This window comes from Pseudoalteromonas sp. S3178 (assembly GCF_005886985.1).
In the GTDB taxonomy this organism is placed as follows: domain Bacteria; phylum Pseudomonadota; class Gammaproteobacteria; order Enterobacterales; family Alteromonadaceae; genus Pseudoalteromonas; species Pseudoalteromonas carrageenovora.
In genome coordinates this window covers 1-15,083 of record NZ_PNCW01000038.1, presented here as the reverse complement: position 1 = coordinate 15,083, position 15,083 = coordinate 1, and the positions used below count along the sequence as shown (strand labels likewise).

Here is a 15,083-nt window from a genome sequence, read left to right as displayed (position 1 = left end):
ATTATAAGGATTATATGAAAGCATTATATTTAACTGTGTTAATGACAGCATTAACTGGATGTGCTCAGCACTCCCAAACCACTCAAACTGCAGCAATAGCCGTTAGTGCAAGTGATGTAATAAAAAATGCTAAGGCACATGAATGGCAAACTGTAAGTACACAAAATATTTTAAAAATAACGCTGCCCACGGGCTCAGCTTATATTGAGCTCAATCCTGAACTTGCACCTAAACATACCGCACATATAAAAGAGCTAGCACGAGAGGGTTTTTATAAAGACACCAGTGTTTATCGTTTTGTTGAAGGTTTTGTAGCGCAGGGCGGCGACAGTTCAGGTAATAAAAAAATACAAACAGCGAATAAAACGGTACCTGCAGAGTTTTACTTAGAAACTACTCAGCCACTTAAAATTACTGAACTAAAAGGCGATGGCTACGCGCCTGTTACGGGTTTTTTAAATGGTTTTGCAGTAGCGCAAAATCAAACACATACGCAAACATGGCAAGTGCATTGTAGTGGCGTGTTTGCCATGGCGCGCGATAACGATATAAATAGTGCGAGTACGGAGTTTTTTGTAACCATAGGACAAGGGCCGCGCTACCTTGATAAAAACATTACAGTGTTTGGCCGAGTACTTGAAGGTATGGAGCATTTTAACCGCTTGCAGCGCACACCAACCGATGGTGTTGCATTTAACCCTATAACAAATGTGCAAGTATTGGCTGATGTTAAAAACGATAAAAGTGTATTTAAAGTAATGAAAACAGATTCTGTATCGTTCAAGCAACTCATTGATGCTCGTAAAAACCGTACTGAACCATGGTTTGTGCAGTCTTACAATTATGTGGATGTATGCGCGATGCCTATACCGACAAAGCGTATCGATTAGCGAAAAACCAATATTAAAAAAGGAGCCTAAGCTCCTTTTTTAATATAAACTCAAGATTTATACCAATCCGCATAATTAAGTGATCTATTTTGAGGACGGATAAACGTGTTGATAGCAAGGCAAAAAATTCGCTATTTAGTTGTTCTAAATGAGAATTTTTTAACGCAGATAGCGACACGTTTAACCCCTGAAAATGATTAAGTATTATTGCGGATTGGTATTACTGACGATTAATCTTAACGGCAAACGGTGTATCATTATAGTGCGTTGAGCGGTACGGGTTAATATCTAGTCCACCTCTGCGAGTGTAACGTGCATACACTTCAAGCTCTTTAATGTTTAGTTGTGTGGTTAAGTCGCTATAAATGCGCTCTACACATTGCTCATGAAACTCATTATGCGTTCTAAACGATATTAAATAACGCAGCAGTGATTCACGACATATTTTCTCGCCCGTGTATCTAATAATAATGCTCGCCCAATCAGGCTGAGACGTAATTAAACAGTTTGATTTAAGTAAGTGGCTGTTAAGCGTTTCGCTAACTACTTCATCGCTTTGTGCTTTTAGTGAATAGGCATCAATATCATAGTTATCTATCTCAATATCTAAATCATCAATACATTCACCAGGAAGCGCAGTGCAAGGTAGGCAGTTGTAGTCATCTGCATTATATAAAGTTACTTTTACAGGGCTATTAACAGCATACGATAAATCATCAATTAAATGCTGCTTAACCACCTCATTACTTTCAAAGCGAGTTTGATTAAAGCTATTTAAATAAAGCTTGAATGATTTAGATTCAATAATATGGCTGCTTTGACATTCAAAGGTAAATAAAGCCACTGCTACTTGCGGTTTACCTTTGGCGTTTAACCACGAAAGTTCGTAACCTGTCCAAATGTCTTGGCCTTTAAATGGCAGCTCGGCTTCATCAATATTTAAAGCATCACGATTTAGCTTGCGCGCAATAGGGAAAAGCAAGCTTGGCGTATATACATCTACATACTCAGTAGATTGCCCTAATACACTGCCTTTAAGGTCTGGAGAATTGCTGTAATCTGTCATGTTTGCTCTTAAATAGTTACAATGAGAACATTATATCTAATTTAATTGAGTTTCACAGTATGTCTGTAGCATTGCTTTTAGAACAACTTCACCATCAATTTAGCGAAAATACCCTTAAAAACACCGCTAAGTATCCACTTATAGCGCATGATGAGCAATGGCCAAGCCCGTGTGAGCTTGGAGAGGTTGATGAGCAAGGTAATATTCAATGGCAAGGCGTACGCCAGCAGCCAGCAGGCTCATTAAACGATTTAGCTAAGGCATTGGAGCTTGAATTTCCAAAAGCGCTGAGTGAGCTTTATGGTCACATGTACGGTGGAAGTATTTTAGCTGTAATTGACGGCCATCAGGTTGAGCTATTACAAGCTTGGAATAGTGATGATTTCGACATGCTACAACAAAACATAACAGGTCACGTGTTAATGAAGCGAAAGCTAAAACAACCCGAAACAGTGTTTATTGGCTTAACAGATCAAGACGATTTATTGGTAAGTGTTTTAATTCATACAGGGGAAGTTTGTTTAGAGCATGTCGGCAAAAAAACGCATCATGTACTTGCACCAAATATAGAGTCGTTTTTAAAAGCGCTTGAGATTTAAATTATAATTAATAAATCAGCTTAGCGTAATCACTAAGCTGACTTTAAAAACGCATTAGTAGTGGCTACTGAAAATCCCACGACACATTAGAGACTAAACCGCACGGCTCACATCTAAAATCAAATAGCCCAAACCAAGGCTCATCTAGTTTCCAATCACTATTACAGCTTGGGCATTTACGTTCAAGTTCAGAGGCTTTATCAACGCCGCCAACACGGTATAAATAATAGTAAACTGGCTTTTTAGTTAAAAAACTAATGCGTTTAGTTATGTCTTTTCCGCGGCGGTATAAATCACTTTGTGTACTCGATATTTCCTCAAGAGCAGGAAACTCACAGCGTGTTGCACCGTTAATTTGTATTTGATCGCATGCTTGCCAATCTTCTTGCCATTTAATTAGCGTTTTATAATCGCCATTGGCTATAGCGGGTATATTAAATAGCGGCACGGGTAAAAAGTCATCACCACAATAAAGCGGGCTACAGGTATGCACGTAAGTTGTGTACAAAATATAGCTTGATGGTTCTTTACAGCAATCAGCCCCATTTGAATGAATATCCTGGCCGATAATTTTAACTTTTGGGGCAAGCAAACCTGCACTATTAAGTAGCTCAATACTGTGTTTTACAAACGGACTGTTATTTAGAGGATGCATAGCATCCTCTGTAGGGCACATAACACGGGTGATGAAGTAACCGTCTTTTAACACGGTTGGAAATTCTTCCCCCATTATTTGGCCATTAAAACGCAGGGCATTTACTAAGCGGTTTATTGCTTGTTCGGCTTGTTCTAGGGTGGTGTCTTGGTAGCAATCAAATGTTAAATCAACAACGAACATTTATAGTCTCAAATTATTTTTGCTCTAGCATAGCGAGTAACCTATCAAGCTTTTGCTCAATTCTATCTAGTTGACTAGTTTTAGGTTCGTTATCGCTGGTTTGCTGTGGGTTTTTCATTAAGTTATGAATAGATTCAGGGTTATTTTTATATTGGCTTACTGCAGCAATTATCATTGGCATTGGCACTGATTGAGCTAAGCGGCCTTTTGTGAGCGCAACAGTGGGAGTTTTGCCTTCTTCAAGAAGGACTTTAATTGCATCAAATACAACTGAATTCATTGGGTTATAACTCTTTAATAAATAAATGCGCAGCTAGTAAAGCTGCGCGGGTGCTATGTTAGCAATAAATAGGGGAGGGCACATTAATTAATGTGCCAAATACGATTAGTTACTTTGTCTAATTCTTACATCTAGCTCATCAATTACTTCACTCCACGCGCCATCTTCTTCAAGTGACTCAGCCAAAAAGTGTTGCTGTGCTTCATCCCAAAATGGGGCGTTTTGCAGTAATGTAGTGTCCTCGAGCTCATGGTTGGCAATAAATTCATCTATTTGTTTTTCAGAGTTGGGTAAACCAAGCTGTGCAAATAGGGTGTTTATGTCGTGCTTTGTTGTATCCATAATATAGCTCCATGTAATGATAACAATTTTATTAAATATGCATAGTGCTCAGCTAGAGTCGGGGTTGACTAAGTTAAGTCGTTAGCAAATTTAATGTAATCGATATTAAATTTATCCAAAGTTAGAACACAATTATAGGCTTGGCTAGCTAAACTCTGGCTGAATTGACGCTTTTTTTACTTTAGGTATATAGTTAACCTTAGTTTAATGAGTTTTATTGCTCGGCGTATTTAAAATCAATAATAAGAGGAAACACGATGACTGTAGACACACAAACAGACACTTTTAGCGTGCAGTATTTAGCCGCAGAAGATATAAGCATTGCTGCGAGTCTTATTTATCAGGCTTATCATGACGATCCTATGTTGCAAACGTTGCTTAACTATATTGAAAATAACAAATCCGCTTATGAGAAAAAACTTCGTTCTCTTATTAGAGAAGAGCTCAGTACTTTTTGGCAAGAAAAACAGCCTTTGATAGGCTTATACCGTAATGAAAAGTTAAAAGCGGTAGCGTGTGTATTTGAGTCTAATAGTCAACTGCAAGCCCAGCGCTATTGGCATTGGCGTTTAAAACTTATGCTCAGTGCCGGTTTTTTGCAAACTAACCAATTAATAGAAAAAGAAAAGACTATACGAGATGCATTAAAAGAGCAGGGTAATTATTACTTTTTAGCATTTATAGCTGTAGATCCACACTTTCATGGCCAAGGGCTCGGTCGATATTTATTAAGAGGGTTAGATGACTTAGTAAAGTCAAATTTAAATGCAACAGGCATGGCTGTTTTTGTTACACGTAAAGAGCACTCCGAGTTTTTTAAAACCGAGGGATTTAAAGCACTAAAACAACTTACCTTTAATAAAATTGAAGGTGACTTGCTGTTTAAATAAGGGTTTAGCTGAATAGTTTGTAAGATTAATTGAATTTTTAGCTATTCATGTGTGAGTAAATACGCCAAAACGGACATTAAGCTGTGAGATATATCCTACATTGACGTGAGCGTTAATAGATAAAGGCCTGTGCTAACAGGCCTTTTTTTATTTAAGTTGTTAATATATCTAGCTTATTTTGTTTTTGCATATTTATTACACTCATTTATTTTTTGTTAAGTGCTATTACCAAGCCACTTTTGCTTTAAACTTTACTTTGTCAAGACGACATAGCTTAACGATTAAGCTACTGCCAAGGATACGGAATAGGCAACATAGCAGGCGCTAGCAGGAAGCACAAAGGACAAGTTAAAACGGATACAAGGATGAATTAGGAAGTGCAAGAGGCACTTAGTAGCTAGGAGCTACTTTAGGATATTCACGGATGACGCTACAGGAAGTAGCAGGAACGTTAGTTTACGTAGGATGGCCAAGGCGGCAAGAGGAAAATGCAGGATGCATTAAAGTGGCAGGAGCTACTTAAAAGGATTACCACGGATGATGCTACGGTATGTAGCCACGCGTTAGATTGCGCAGGTTGACCAGGAAGGTTAAGGATATTGCAGGATGCAATGGGAGGGTAAACAAGGTTGTTTGCTCGTTCAGGGGATGATAATACGGATTTATAGATAAAGGATATCTAGCAGGATGCAGTCCAATTGGGGCGTAACTTTAGTTACGCCTTAGTTTTTTGTATTAAATTTAGTTTTAAGCATTAAAAAAGCGCTTAAAATACTTTTATATTTTATGCGGCGGAACAACCACACTTTTCAAAAACTCATTTTCCATTATAAGCACACCTTGATAAGCATTCTCACCATCGCTTGAAAATTCAAATATAAATTCACTTTTAATACCTGGCTTACCGTTTTTTAAAAAACCAAAACGGCGCTTAGTGCATGCAACACTCATTAGCTGTACTTGCAATTGATCGCTTTGGCGCTTTGCATGAACGTTCGCTGCTTCAGCAACTTTTCGGTTAAGCCAAAATAAATAAATTACACTACCAATAAGTATGAACGTCCATAAGCTTGCCATTAAGAGAATAACCTTCCAATTGCTCGTGCGAGGGTTTCGCTACGATTTTCTTTTCGTAATAAACCTAATAAATGAGGGCGAATAGTGGGTATTGCAACTAAATCGGCAAACACACTAGGGAACAGCTCCGCTATTTCTTGATGTTGTGCACAATTATCCATAAATATGTGTAACCGCTCTGGATCTTCTAACTGCACAAAACAGCGCCCTGCAATGGTTAAAAGTACGTCCGAATCATTACCAAGTGATGAGCTTAATGCTGCATCAACCAGTTGTGTGCTTAGCCCTTGCGCTTGCCCTTTAGACAATGAGCGCAGTGCAGCGGTTAAAGCTATGGTATCGTTATTTTCAATTGCAGCTTGACCATATGCTAATAAAAGCTCACTCAAAGATGTGGGTATTTCAACATGTTCAAGCATTGCGCTAAGTGGTTGTAATACTTCAAGCGGTAAATGCGCCCACGCGTTTTGTAAGTTGCTTAAATTTGCTTCGTTATCTAGGCGTAGTGCAAAATCTGCAATACCTTGAAGTGCAACACTTTGCCAGTTATCAAACCCAATTTTGCCGCTAAAGTATAATTGTGCGTGTTCGTAATATTGAGAAGCCGGTTGTTTTAATAACACTTTAAGTTGTGCGTTAAACGCAGCTAACTTATTTGCATTAGGTGTAAAAACATAAGGGTTGTTATCAAGTTTACCATCAGCCTGTTCACCTGTAATTTCAGTGCCTAAGGCCTCAATAACCATATTAGCAAAATGATCGCGGCTTGCACTTACCAGTTTGCTTTGTTCATCAAGTGGAAACTTTAAAAACCACACGTATGGTTCTTTGCTTGCTTTACTATCCCAAAATTGAATAGCAAGCCATGCATGACCCCCAAGAGGGTAAGGGTACGGGGTTTGAGCTTGTTCAATGGCTAAAAACTGTTTTTTATCAAGCTTAGTTATATGTCTGCCAATATCAAAAGCACGCCACTGAGTACCTGCACCGTCTAAAAGTTGGCCTAATGTGGCTATGTGTTCGCTCATTGTATTCTCAACTGTTTTTACTGCTAAATTGCCCTAATTATACGCCATAGCGGGCTGTGTGGGAACAGGGTATAATTGCATTACATATATGAAAGAGGGTGGTTATGTACCAGCAAACCCAAGCTTATTTAAATCAGCTAACAGCTCTTTTAAAAAAGCATCAACTTTGGCAAGCTCAGCCAGTAGCCCCTGAGGCATTAAATTCCAGTGTACCATTTTGTCACGACACGATGGCGTTTGAACAATGGTTACAATTTGTATTTATAGAAAAAGTTCAGCATTTAGTGACTCATCAGCAACCATTGCCTCGTAATTTTGCAATTGCGCCTATGGCACAAATGACCCTTACTAATAAAAACGGTAGTAACGAGATTATTGAATTACTAATTCAGCTTGATGCCTTTTTAGGAGAGCCCAATGAGTGAGCGCCCAGAGCCTATTGAATACGGCGAATTGGCTATTTTGTATCAAGATGAGAACTACGTAGCCATAAATAAACCCTCGGGTTTACTAGTGCACCGCTCTTTTTTAGATAAGCACGAAACTCAGTTTGCCATGCAAATGTTACGTGATCAGTTAGGGCAGCATGTGTTTCCAGTACATAGACTAGATAGACCTACGTCGGGTGTGCTGCTATTTGCTTTAAGCTCTGAAGCCGCGCGCGATATGAATCAGTTATTCATTGAAGGTACTATCGCTAAGCGATATTTAGCGCTAGTGCGCGGGTTTGCCCCTGAATCAGTTTTTTTAGACAAACCGCTAAAAGAAGAGCTGGATAAAATAGCTGACAAGTTTGCAGATCAAGATAAAGCGCCACAAGAGGCGCAAACTCAGTTTAATTGTTTGCACCAAGCTGCATTGCCTATTCCTATCGGTAAATACCCAACAGTGCGCTACTCGTTAGTTGAGTGCTTTCCTAAAACGGGGCGTAAGCATCAAATTCGCAGACACTTAAAGCATTTATCGTTACCGATTATAGGTGATGTAAATCACGGTGATAATCAGCATAATCAGTTTTTTAGGGAGCACTTTGCACATAGGCGTTTAATGTTATTTGCAACAGAGCTTAGTTTTGTGCACCCTTACACGCATAAACCCATCACAATAAAAGCGCCACTAGGTGAAGACATGCTTAAAATATGTCAGCAACTAGGTTGGCCAGATCAAGAAAAGGATTATTAATGTCACATATTAGTATTTTTGTAGGCAGTGTTAATGGCGGCGCAGAGCGTTTGAGCGATGAAGTGGCCAATACTATTGAGCAAGCAGGCCATACTGCAAGCGTTATTAATGAGGCATCTCTTGATGATATTAAAAATGCTTCACATATTTTAGTTGTTACTTCAACCACAGGCCAAGGCGATATACCAAGCAATTTAGCGGGGCTGTACTTTGCTATGAATAGCACGTTTCCTATGCTCACCGATAAACCTTTTGGGGTCATTGCTATGGGTGATAGATGCTATGGTGACACCTTTTGTGGTGCTGGTCGCAGCTTTGATGAGCTATTACGCGACTTACAAGCAAAGCCAGTTGGTAATCGCCTAGAAATAGATGCCTGTGAAGATTTTGAGCCATGGCCCGTTACAGAGCCTTGGTTAAAAGCATGGCTTGAAAAGCTACCTGCTTAATTTAATCCTGAACTTTGAATAGTAAATTTATCTTTAACAGCTATTTTTAGCGTTGAATTTACGTGCAATAGGCCAAATTTATTAAATTTAAAGTATTAAAAAAGGAGCGCATGCGCTCCTTTTTACTTTTATAGCTCTATAAATTAGCTACTTCTTACGTCTACTTTAAGCTTTAACTTTTGGCCAGGTTGTAAATACTTTTGGCCGGCTAAGTTATTCCACTTAATAATCTCGTTAACCGTTAAATTAAACTTAGAAGCAATACGCGCAAGCGAGTCACCACGGCGTACTTTGTAGGTAATGGTACGATTAGTACTTGCGGTTGCTTGTGGTTTACTTGCTGATTTATAGACAGTTAGCTTTTGATTTAATCGCAGTACTGAGTTTTTCTTCAGTTTATTCCACGACGCAAGTTCGTCCATTGTTACATCATACTCGCGGCTTATATCCCAAAGTGTATCGCCACTTTTAACCGTGTGCGATAACTTAGTACGAGTTGCTTTATTTGCTGCTAAACGCATTTGTTTAGGTAAATGTTCGCTATTAATTGCACCATCGGTAAGCGGTACTAACAGTTCTTGGCCTACGCGAATAGTGTTTGATTTTAATTTGTTAAGCGAGCGAATTGCACTGCTACTGGTGGTAAACTTTTTAGCAATAACAGAAAGGCTATCGCCACGAGCGACAGTGTATTGTTGCCAGCGTAAGCGATCTTTTACATCAGTAAGTGCAAGTTTTTGGCTAAACTGCTCTGCTTTATCGGTAGGTAATAATAAAAAGTGCGGCCCGTTAGGATCAGTAGCCCAGCGGTTAAAGCCAGGGTTTAACCTGTAAAGCTCAGTAAGCGTCATATCAGCCATATCAGCAGCAAGCGCTAAATCAATCTGTGAGCCTACATCAACCACTTCGACTACTTGTGCATTGATCACCGGTTGCCACTTAACGTTAAAGTCGTCAGCACGCTTTAATAAATCGGCAAGTGCTAATAGCTTTGGTACATACGCTGTGGTTTCGCTAGGTAAATCTAAAGACCAAAAATCGGTTGGTAAATGTTTTTTACGATTCTTTTTAATCGCGCGCATCAAACGCCCTTCGCCCGAGTTATACGCCGCAATAGCGTTTAACCAATCGCCTTCAAGGGTTTTATGCAAATACGATAAGTAATCAAGTGCAGCACGTGTCGATTGAACAATATCGCGACGACCGTCATACCACCAGTTTTGCTTCAAATCAAAACGCTCACCTGTTGCTGGCATAAACTGCCAAATACCTGAAGCGCTTCTATTAGAGTAACCAAATGGGTCAAAAGCACTTTCAACAATAGGGAGTAATGCAATTTCTATTGGCATTTCGCGTTTTTCTACTTCTTCAACAATAAAGTGAAGGTAAGGCTCTGCACGTTTAGAAATGCGATCTAAATAAGCTTGATGGCGAGCGTAGTAATTTCGCTCGGTAACAACAGGGCGGTTTTGTGGTACGTCAATAGAAAGCTGGTAACGAATACGTTCCCACACGTCATCAAAAACGGGAGCTTCTTCGTCTTCACTATTAACTTGTTGATATTGTGCGTTTACCATCAATGCATTGTTGATATCGTTAGGGCTTGCGCCTTCAAGCTTTTGGTTTGCTTGAGTAGCGACTTGAGAGTCAGAATCTAAGGTTGTAACCGTTTGACAACCACTTAGCGCAAGCGCCAAGGCAATTAAAAGAGGAGATTTATTCATAAATACCAATACATCGGGTAAAAAACTCGGCGAATACTACCCGTTATGAGTCAACATTGCCACTTAGTGACCACTTTAAACGCGAAGAGAAAATCATGCCCTAATAATAAAGGCATGATTTTAATATAAAATATAGCTAGCTATTAGATTATGCGTTAAAAATTGTCTTTGAACTTTCTCAGACTAGCAAAGTTTTCCCAAGGTTCATTGTTTTTTGTAACCAAAAGGAATTCTTTTGGTAATAATTCAGTAATAGTGGGTAAGTCACTGCGCATAAACGGGTTTATTTTAAGCTCTTGGTCAATAGTGCTTGGTAACGTTATTTCATCTTTACTACGAAGTTCATCTACTTTTTTGCTGTACTCGAGTAGCTCAGGGTTACGTGGCTCTACTGCTTTTGCAAACGCTAAGTTAGCCTGAGTATATTCATGAGTGCAATACACCATACAGCTTTTTGGTAATTCACGCAGTTTATTGAACGAATTCCACATTTGCTCGCTTGTCCCTTCAAATAATCTACCACAGCCACCGCTAAATAAAGTATCGCCAGTAAAAGCGAGTTCGTCGTGGGTATAACAAATATGATCAAGCGTATGCCCAGGTGTGGCTACAATATTAAATGGCACATTTAGTACTTCAATATTATCGCCATCAATTAGAGTATGAGTAATACCATCAAAAGGACTATTGGCGGGGCCGTAAACAGGGATATTTGCAAATTGCTTAACTAGATCAGCTACGCCACCGGTGTGGTCGCTATGATGATGGGTTATCAAAATGCCAGCTAATGATAAGTTATGTTCAGCTAAATGCGTAATTACAGGCCTTGCGTCACCTGGGTCTACTACCCATGCTTGGTTACTATTATGAGTGGTTAAACACCAAATATAATTATCAGAAAAGGCTTTAATTGCTTTGACTTGCACCATGTTACATTGCTCTATAAAGTGACAGTTAACACATAGTATAACGAGCTCATAAAATGAAACCAGCCCTTAGTTTTCAAGAAGGACCTAAACCGCTGTCATGGCAGCAGTTCCCTCATGGTGACTATTTACGATCTGACATAGAACGCAAAATGGATCAATGGTTACCGCGTATGTTTGGCTATCACATGCTAAAACTAGGTAATTTAAGTGGTGAAATTAACACAAGTGTTAGCACCATTAAGCACCAAGTTTGCGTTGCAGAGCCTGGCCCCTATACAGGTGTTGTGGCCGATATCGACGAATTACCTTTTTACGAGCACAGTGTTGATGCGTGTATTTTAAGCCACTGCTTAGAGTACCATTCAGATCCGCACCATATTTTACGCGAGGCACACCGCACGCTAATACCTGGTGGTTATATTGTTATTACCGGTTTTAACCCATTTAGCTTATGTGGGCTTGCTCAAATGCTGCCGTTTAGTGGTCAAAAACTTCCATGGACAGGGCGCTTTTTTACACCTGCCCGTGTTAAAGATTGGCTTAACTTATTAGGATTTGAAATAGTGAGTGATGAGCGATTTATTTACTCATCGCTAGCGAGAGGTAACAGGTTGTCGCGTTTTGAATTTTGGCGCAGTTTTGCTAAACAATATTTAAAACCTATGGGGAGTGTGTATATGCTGGTGGCAAGAAAACGAGTAGCACCGCTTACACCTATAAAGCCTAAGTGGCATGCAAGGCCGCAGTTTGCGCCAGTAAAAGGGGCAGGGCTCAGGCAAACCTCAAAGCAGCACTTTAAGCGCTGCGATGAAAAAAATAACAATTAAGGCTGATAACCCACATCTTCAAGTAAATCTTTACTGCCTGCGGCATCGCGAGCTAAATCGTCAACTATTTCGTTGTACTTATGGCCACTATGCCCTTTAACCCACTTCCATGTAACATTGTGTTCGCTACAGGCTTTATCTAGACGTTTCCATAAATCTACGTTTTTAACCGGTTTTTTTGCAGAGGTTAACCAACCGCGCTTTTTCCAATTAGCTATCCACGATTCAATGCCTTGCTTAACATATTGGCTATCGGTTGTGAGATTTACCTCGCATTCACGCGTAAGTGATTCTAAGGCTACAATCGCTGCGAGCATTTCCATGCGGTTATTAGTTGTTAATTTATAACCTTGGCTTAATTTTTTTTCGTGACCGTTATAAATCATAAAAATACCATAACCACCAGGGCCCGGATTACCTAAACATGAGCCATCGGTATAAATCTCTACGGTTTTTTGCACTGTTTTACCTTGATATTATGTACAATAAAGTGATTATAGAAAGATACCAGAGTCAGGCTAAATTCGATATGGCACGTAGACAAATAGTTTTAGATACAGAAACCACCGGCATCGACCCTAAACAGGGTCACCGCATTATAGAAATTGGTTGTGTAGAGTTAGTAAACAGGCGCTTAACCGGCAACAATTTTCACGTTTATATAAATCCACAACGTAGTATTGAAGAAGAAGCGATAGATGTTCATGGTATTACCAACGAATTTTTACGTGATAAACCCCTTTACCGTGACATAGCGCAAGAGTTTTTTGACTATATAAAAGGGGCTGAGCTCGTTATTCATAACGCACCGTTCGATGTGGGTCATATGGATAACGAATTTGCGCTGCTTAATCAGGGTTACCCTAATACCCACGATTACTGCCAAGTTCTCGACACCCTTAAAATGGCGCGTGACTTGCATCCTGGTCAAAAGAATAATCTTGATGCTTTGTGCCGTCGCTACGATATAGATAACGCAAAACGTACATTGCACGGCGCTTTACTGGATTCTGAAATTTTAGCGGATGTTTACCTTGCCATGACAGGTGGGCAAACAAAGCTAAACTTAAATCAAAATAAAGATGATGGCAGCGAGCAACAAAAAGGCGGCATAAGACGTTTAAACCCAAATAGGGCACCTTTAGTTGTTTTACGTGCAAACGACGCTGAGCAAAGCGCACACGAAGCACGACTCGATCTTGTCAATAAAGAAGGCGGCCAATGTTTATGGCGCGCTGAATAAGGCTACCCAATGAAAACGATGTATTTTGTTAGTGCGTTATGCGCCGCCAGTTTGTTTACTGGCAGTGCTTATGGCGTTAAGCAAGTAGAAGTGCTCAAACGTGACGGGCATCAAAATGAAATTCCCTTATTAGAAAATCGTTTTCGTATAGATAGTAAAATTGAAGAAATAACCCTGCTGTTTTTTAGAAAGCCTGGCGCACCGGCTGTTATTTTAGTTAGGCCAGATGGCAGTAAATACTTTGCAACTGAAGCCGTAAGAAATCCCGACCTCGATTGGTTTGACGAGTTAACCTACGATTTGGTTACAATAAAAAATCCTATGGCCGGTCCATGGCAGGTTATTGGCAGTATTTTACCAAACAGCCGAATTGTAGTGCTTGGTGAAGTATCTTTAGAGGCGCAGCCACTCCCTCCTATGTTATTTAGAGGGGAGACAATTAAAATTACCGGTAAAATTCTTAACGACGGTGAGCCAATAGACGCTGAGCTATTTAGGGATGTAGTAAGCCTTAATGTAGATTTTGTAAGTACCAATAACGAAAACTTTGCTAATTTTGGTTCAGGGATACAAGAAGTCGCCGAATTTAAAGATGATGGGCGCGGATTTGACGAACGCGCTAAAGATGGCATTTTTACCGGAGAGTTTACGTTAGACTTTCCTGCTGGTGAATGGACGCCTGAGCTTTACGTTGCAACGCCTCTATTGCAGCGCCGTATTGTACAAGACACAATAGAAGTGCACGAACCTCCCTTTTCAACAAACGTTACCCTTGCAGAGCAAGAGACTGACGAGCATAAACTTACAATAACGATTGACACAAGCGTTGTTAAGCCAGAAACCGTCATTATTCAGGGCAAAATTTATTACCCTAATAACGAAGAGCAAATGTTTACCATAGAAGCTGCTCCAAATGACTCACGCCAACTTAACGTTAAAAATTATGATTGGGGTCGATACAGTGTTGAGTTATCTGTTTTTGGCACAAATATAAACGGCCGTGAGTTTATGGCGACGCTACCAACCTATAAATTTGAAATAGAACGTCCTATAGTTGCTGTGCCTGAAATTGATCCGGCAACGATTATTACGCCTGAACAAATGAAAGCGAGTGAGCCTGTAGATGAAAAAATGGCCACTTCAACAATTATTAGCTTAATAATAGGCTGTAATATTCTTATTTTATTACTCGGTTGGTTAGCAATTCGTATATTTGTTCAGAAAAAACCAATCAAATTTAAAGTTAAGCTGCCTTTTTTAAATAAAAAGAAAGCAGCTGATGGTGAAGTTACCAACACAGAAAAAAATCAAGTTGGCAAAAATGGTTCAAAAAATGACAAATCAGGTGAAATTTTAAACCTTTCGATGTCAGATGACTAAAAAACCTATAAAAAAACAAAAAAGCCCTTGACGAAATAGGGGCTGGTTCGTATTATTCACGCCGCTGTCAGGGGAGACTCAGACAGCAACGAAAATGTGGAGTGGTAGTTCAGTTGGTTAGAATACCGGCCTGTCACGCCGGGGGTCGCGGGTTCGAGTCCCGTCCACTCCGCCAATTTTCGACAATTTGTAAGTAGATGCTGGAGTGGTAGTTCAGTTGGTTAGAATACCGGCCTGTCACGCCGGGGGTCGCGGGTTCGAGTCCCGTCCACTCCGCCAACACTTACACAACATATGGTTGTAAAACATATTCTTATTATGGAGTGGTAGTTCAGTTGG

18 protein-coding genes and 2 tRNA genes are annotated in these 15,083 nt (G+C 39.8%); 11 read left to right on the top strand and 9 right to left on the bottom strand.

Annotated elements, in window-relative coordinates:
• Positions 1–14: 14 nt before the first annotated feature.
• The gene (locus CWC11_RS11800; protein ID WP_138682850.1) at positions 15–890 is read left to right on the top strand and encodes a peptidylprolyl isomerase; all 876 of its coding nucleotides are present in this window, start codon (positions 15–17) and stop codon (positions 888–890) included.
• Positions 891–1,110: 220 nt separating this feature from the next.
• Here the strand turns inward: CWC11_RS11800 and queF are convergent, their stop codons facing one another.
• Positions 1,111–1,956: an NADPH-dependent 7-cyano-7-deazaguanine reductase QueF gene (gene queF, locus CWC11_RS11790; RefSeq protein WP_138682849.1), complete on the bottom strand. Its 846-nt coding sequence runs from the start codon at positions 1,954–1,956 to the stop codon at positions 1,111–1,113.
• 59 nt (positions 1,957–2,015) lie between these two features.
• On the opposite strand from queF, the gene syd reads away from it, so the two are divergent.
• On the top strand, positions 2,016–2,555 hold the full coding sequence (syd, locus tag CWC11_RS11785; protein WP_138682848.1) for a SecY-interacting protein: 540 nt from the start codon (positions 2,016–2,018) through the stop codon (positions 2,553–2,555).
• A gap of 64 nt (positions 2,556–2,619) precedes the next feature.
• On the opposite strand, the gene CWC11_RS11780 is transcribed toward syd, so the two are convergent.
• The 3 genes from CWC11_RS11780 to CWC11_RS11770 form a co-directional block, all read right to left on the bottom strand.
• Positions 2,620–3,393: a Zn-ribbon-containing protein gene (locus tag CWC11_RS11780; RefSeq protein ID WP_104642929.1), complete on the bottom strand. Its 774-nt coding sequence runs from the start codon at positions 3,391–3,393 to the stop codon at positions 2,620–2,622.
• A 13-nt stretch (positions 3,394–3,406) separates the two neighbouring features.
• Positions 3,407–3,673 carry a hypothetical protein gene (locus CWC11_RS11775; RefSeq protein WP_058548316.1) on the bottom strand — a complete coding sequence of 89 codons (267 nt, stop codon included), beginning with the start codon at positions 3,671–3,673 and terminating at the stop codon, positions 3,407–3,409.
• A 105-nt stretch (positions 3,674–3,778) separates the two neighbouring features.
• Positions 3,779–4,015 carry a DUF2789 domain-containing protein gene (locus tag CWC11_RS11770; protein ID WP_058548315.1) on the bottom strand — a complete coding sequence of 79 codons (237 nt, stop codon included), beginning with the start codon at positions 4,013–4,015 and terminating at the stop codon, positions 3,779–3,781.
• 257 nt (positions 4,016–4,272) lie between these two features.
• Here CWC11_RS11770 and CWC11_RS11765 point away from each other — a divergent pair, with 257 nt between their 5' ends.
• Entirely contained in the window at positions 4,273–4,905 is a 633-nt protein-coding gene (locus tag CWC11_RS11765) for a GNAT family N-acetyltransferase (RefSeq protein WP_138682847.1), read from the top strand.
• A gap of 777 nt (positions 4,906–5,682) precedes the next feature.
• Here the strand turns inward: CWC11_RS11765 and CWC11_RS11760 are convergent.
• Together CWC11_RS11760 and CWC11_RS11755 are read right to left on the bottom strand one after the other, a co-directional pair.
• The gene (locus CWC11_RS11760; protein WP_138682846.1) at positions 5,683–5,982 is read right to left on the bottom strand and encodes a DUF3301 domain-containing protein; all 300 of its coding nucleotides are present in this window, start codon (positions 5,980–5,982) and stop codon (positions 5,683–5,685) included.
• On the bottom strand, positions 5,982–7,010 hold the full coding sequence (locus tag CWC11_RS11755; protein ID WP_138682845.1) for a DUF3549 family protein: 1,029 nt from the start codon (positions 7,008–7,010) through the stop codon (positions 5,982–5,984). Before CWC11_RS11755 ends, CWC11_RS11760 begins: the two co-directional genes overlap by 1 nt.
• A gap of 104 nt (positions 7,011–7,114) precedes the next feature.
• On the opposite strand from CWC11_RS11755, the gene CWC11_RS11750 reads away from it, so the two are divergent.
• Genes CWC11_RS11750 through CWC11_RS11740 form a run of 3 tightly spaced genes read left to right on the top strand, consistent with a single transcriptional unit; the run spans position 7,115 to position 8,641 of the window.
• A complete protein-coding gene (locus CWC11_RS11750; protein WP_138682844.1) occupies positions 7,115–7,435 on the top strand; it encodes a YqcC family protein in 321 nt (106 codons plus the stop codon).
• Positions 7,428–8,192 (top strand): tRNA pseudouridine(65) synthase TruC, encoded by a 765-nt coding sequence (gene truC / locus CWC11_RS11745; RefSeq protein ID WP_138682843.1) that lies wholly within the window; start codon positions 7,428–7,430, stop codon positions 8,190–8,192. Before CWC11_RS11750 ends, truC begins: the two co-directional genes overlap by 8 nt.
• Complete coding sequence (locus CWC11_RS11740) at positions 8,192–8,641, top strand: flavodoxin (RefSeq protein WP_138682842.1); 450 nt, start codon at positions 8,192–8,194, stop codon at positions 8,639–8,641. The genes truC and CWC11_RS11740 overlap by 1 nt, the downstream gene beginning before the upstream one ends.
• A 143-nt stretch (positions 8,642–8,784) precedes the next feature.
• Here the strand turns inward: CWC11_RS11740 and CWC11_RS11735 are convergent, their stop codons facing one another.
• Together CWC11_RS11735 and gloB are read right to left on the bottom strand one after the other, a co-directional pair.
• Positions 8,785–10,365: a LysM peptidoglycan-binding domain-containing protein gene (locus CWC11_RS11735; RefSeq protein ID WP_138682841.1), complete on the bottom strand. Its 1,581-nt coding sequence runs from the start codon at positions 10,363–10,365 to the stop codon at positions 8,785–8,787.
• A gap of 155 nt (positions 10,366–10,520) precedes the next feature.
• Positions 10,521–11,294 (bottom strand): hydroxyacylglutathione hydrolase, encoded by a 774-nt coding sequence (gene gloB / locus CWC11_RS11730; protein WP_138682840.1) that lies wholly within the window; start codon positions 11,292–11,294, stop codon positions 10,521–10,523.
• A gap of 53 nt (positions 11,295–11,347) precedes the next feature.
• On the opposite strand from gloB, the gene CWC11_RS11725 reads away from it, so the two are divergent.
• The gene (locus tag CWC11_RS11725; protein WP_058548306.1) at positions 11,348–12,121 is read left to right on the top strand and encodes a class I SAM-dependent methyltransferase; all 774 of its coding nucleotides are present in this window, start codon (positions 11,348–11,350) and stop codon (positions 12,119–12,121) included.
• Here the strand turns inward: CWC11_RS11725 and rnhA are convergent.
• Positions 12,118–12,582, bottom strand: coding sequence for a ribonuclease HI (gene rnhA, locus CWC11_RS11720; protein ID WP_058548305.1), 465 nt, complete (start codon positions 12,580–12,582; stop codon positions 12,118–12,120). The genes CWC11_RS11725 and rnhA overlap by 4 nt on opposite strands.
• A gap of 68 nt (positions 12,583–12,650) precedes the next feature.
• On the opposite strand from rnhA, the gene dnaQ reads away from it, so the two are divergent.
• The 4 genes from dnaQ (at position 12,651) to CWC11_RS11700 (ending at position 15,023) form a co-directional block, all read left to right on the top strand.
• Positions 12,651–13,364, top strand: coding sequence for a DNA polymerase III subunit epsilon (gene dnaQ, locus CWC11_RS11715; RefSeq protein WP_058548304.1), 714 nt, complete (start codon positions 12,651–12,653; stop codon positions 13,362–13,364).
• Between the two features lie 9 nt (positions 13,365–13,373).
• Positions 13,374–14,744: a TIGR03503 family protein gene (locus CWC11_RS11710; protein ID WP_138682839.1), complete on the top strand. Its 1,371-nt coding sequence runs from the start codon at positions 13,374–13,376 to the stop codon at positions 14,742–14,744.
• A gap of 98 nt (positions 14,745–14,842) precedes the next feature.
• A tRNA-Asp gene (locus tag CWC11_RS11705) sits at positions 14,843–14,919 on the top strand.
• A 27-nt stretch (positions 14,920–14,946) separates the two neighbouring features.
• Positions 14,947–15,023, top strand: a tRNA-Asp gene (locus tag CWC11_RS11700).
• The last annotated feature ends 60 nt before the right edge of the window (positions 15,024–15,083 follow it).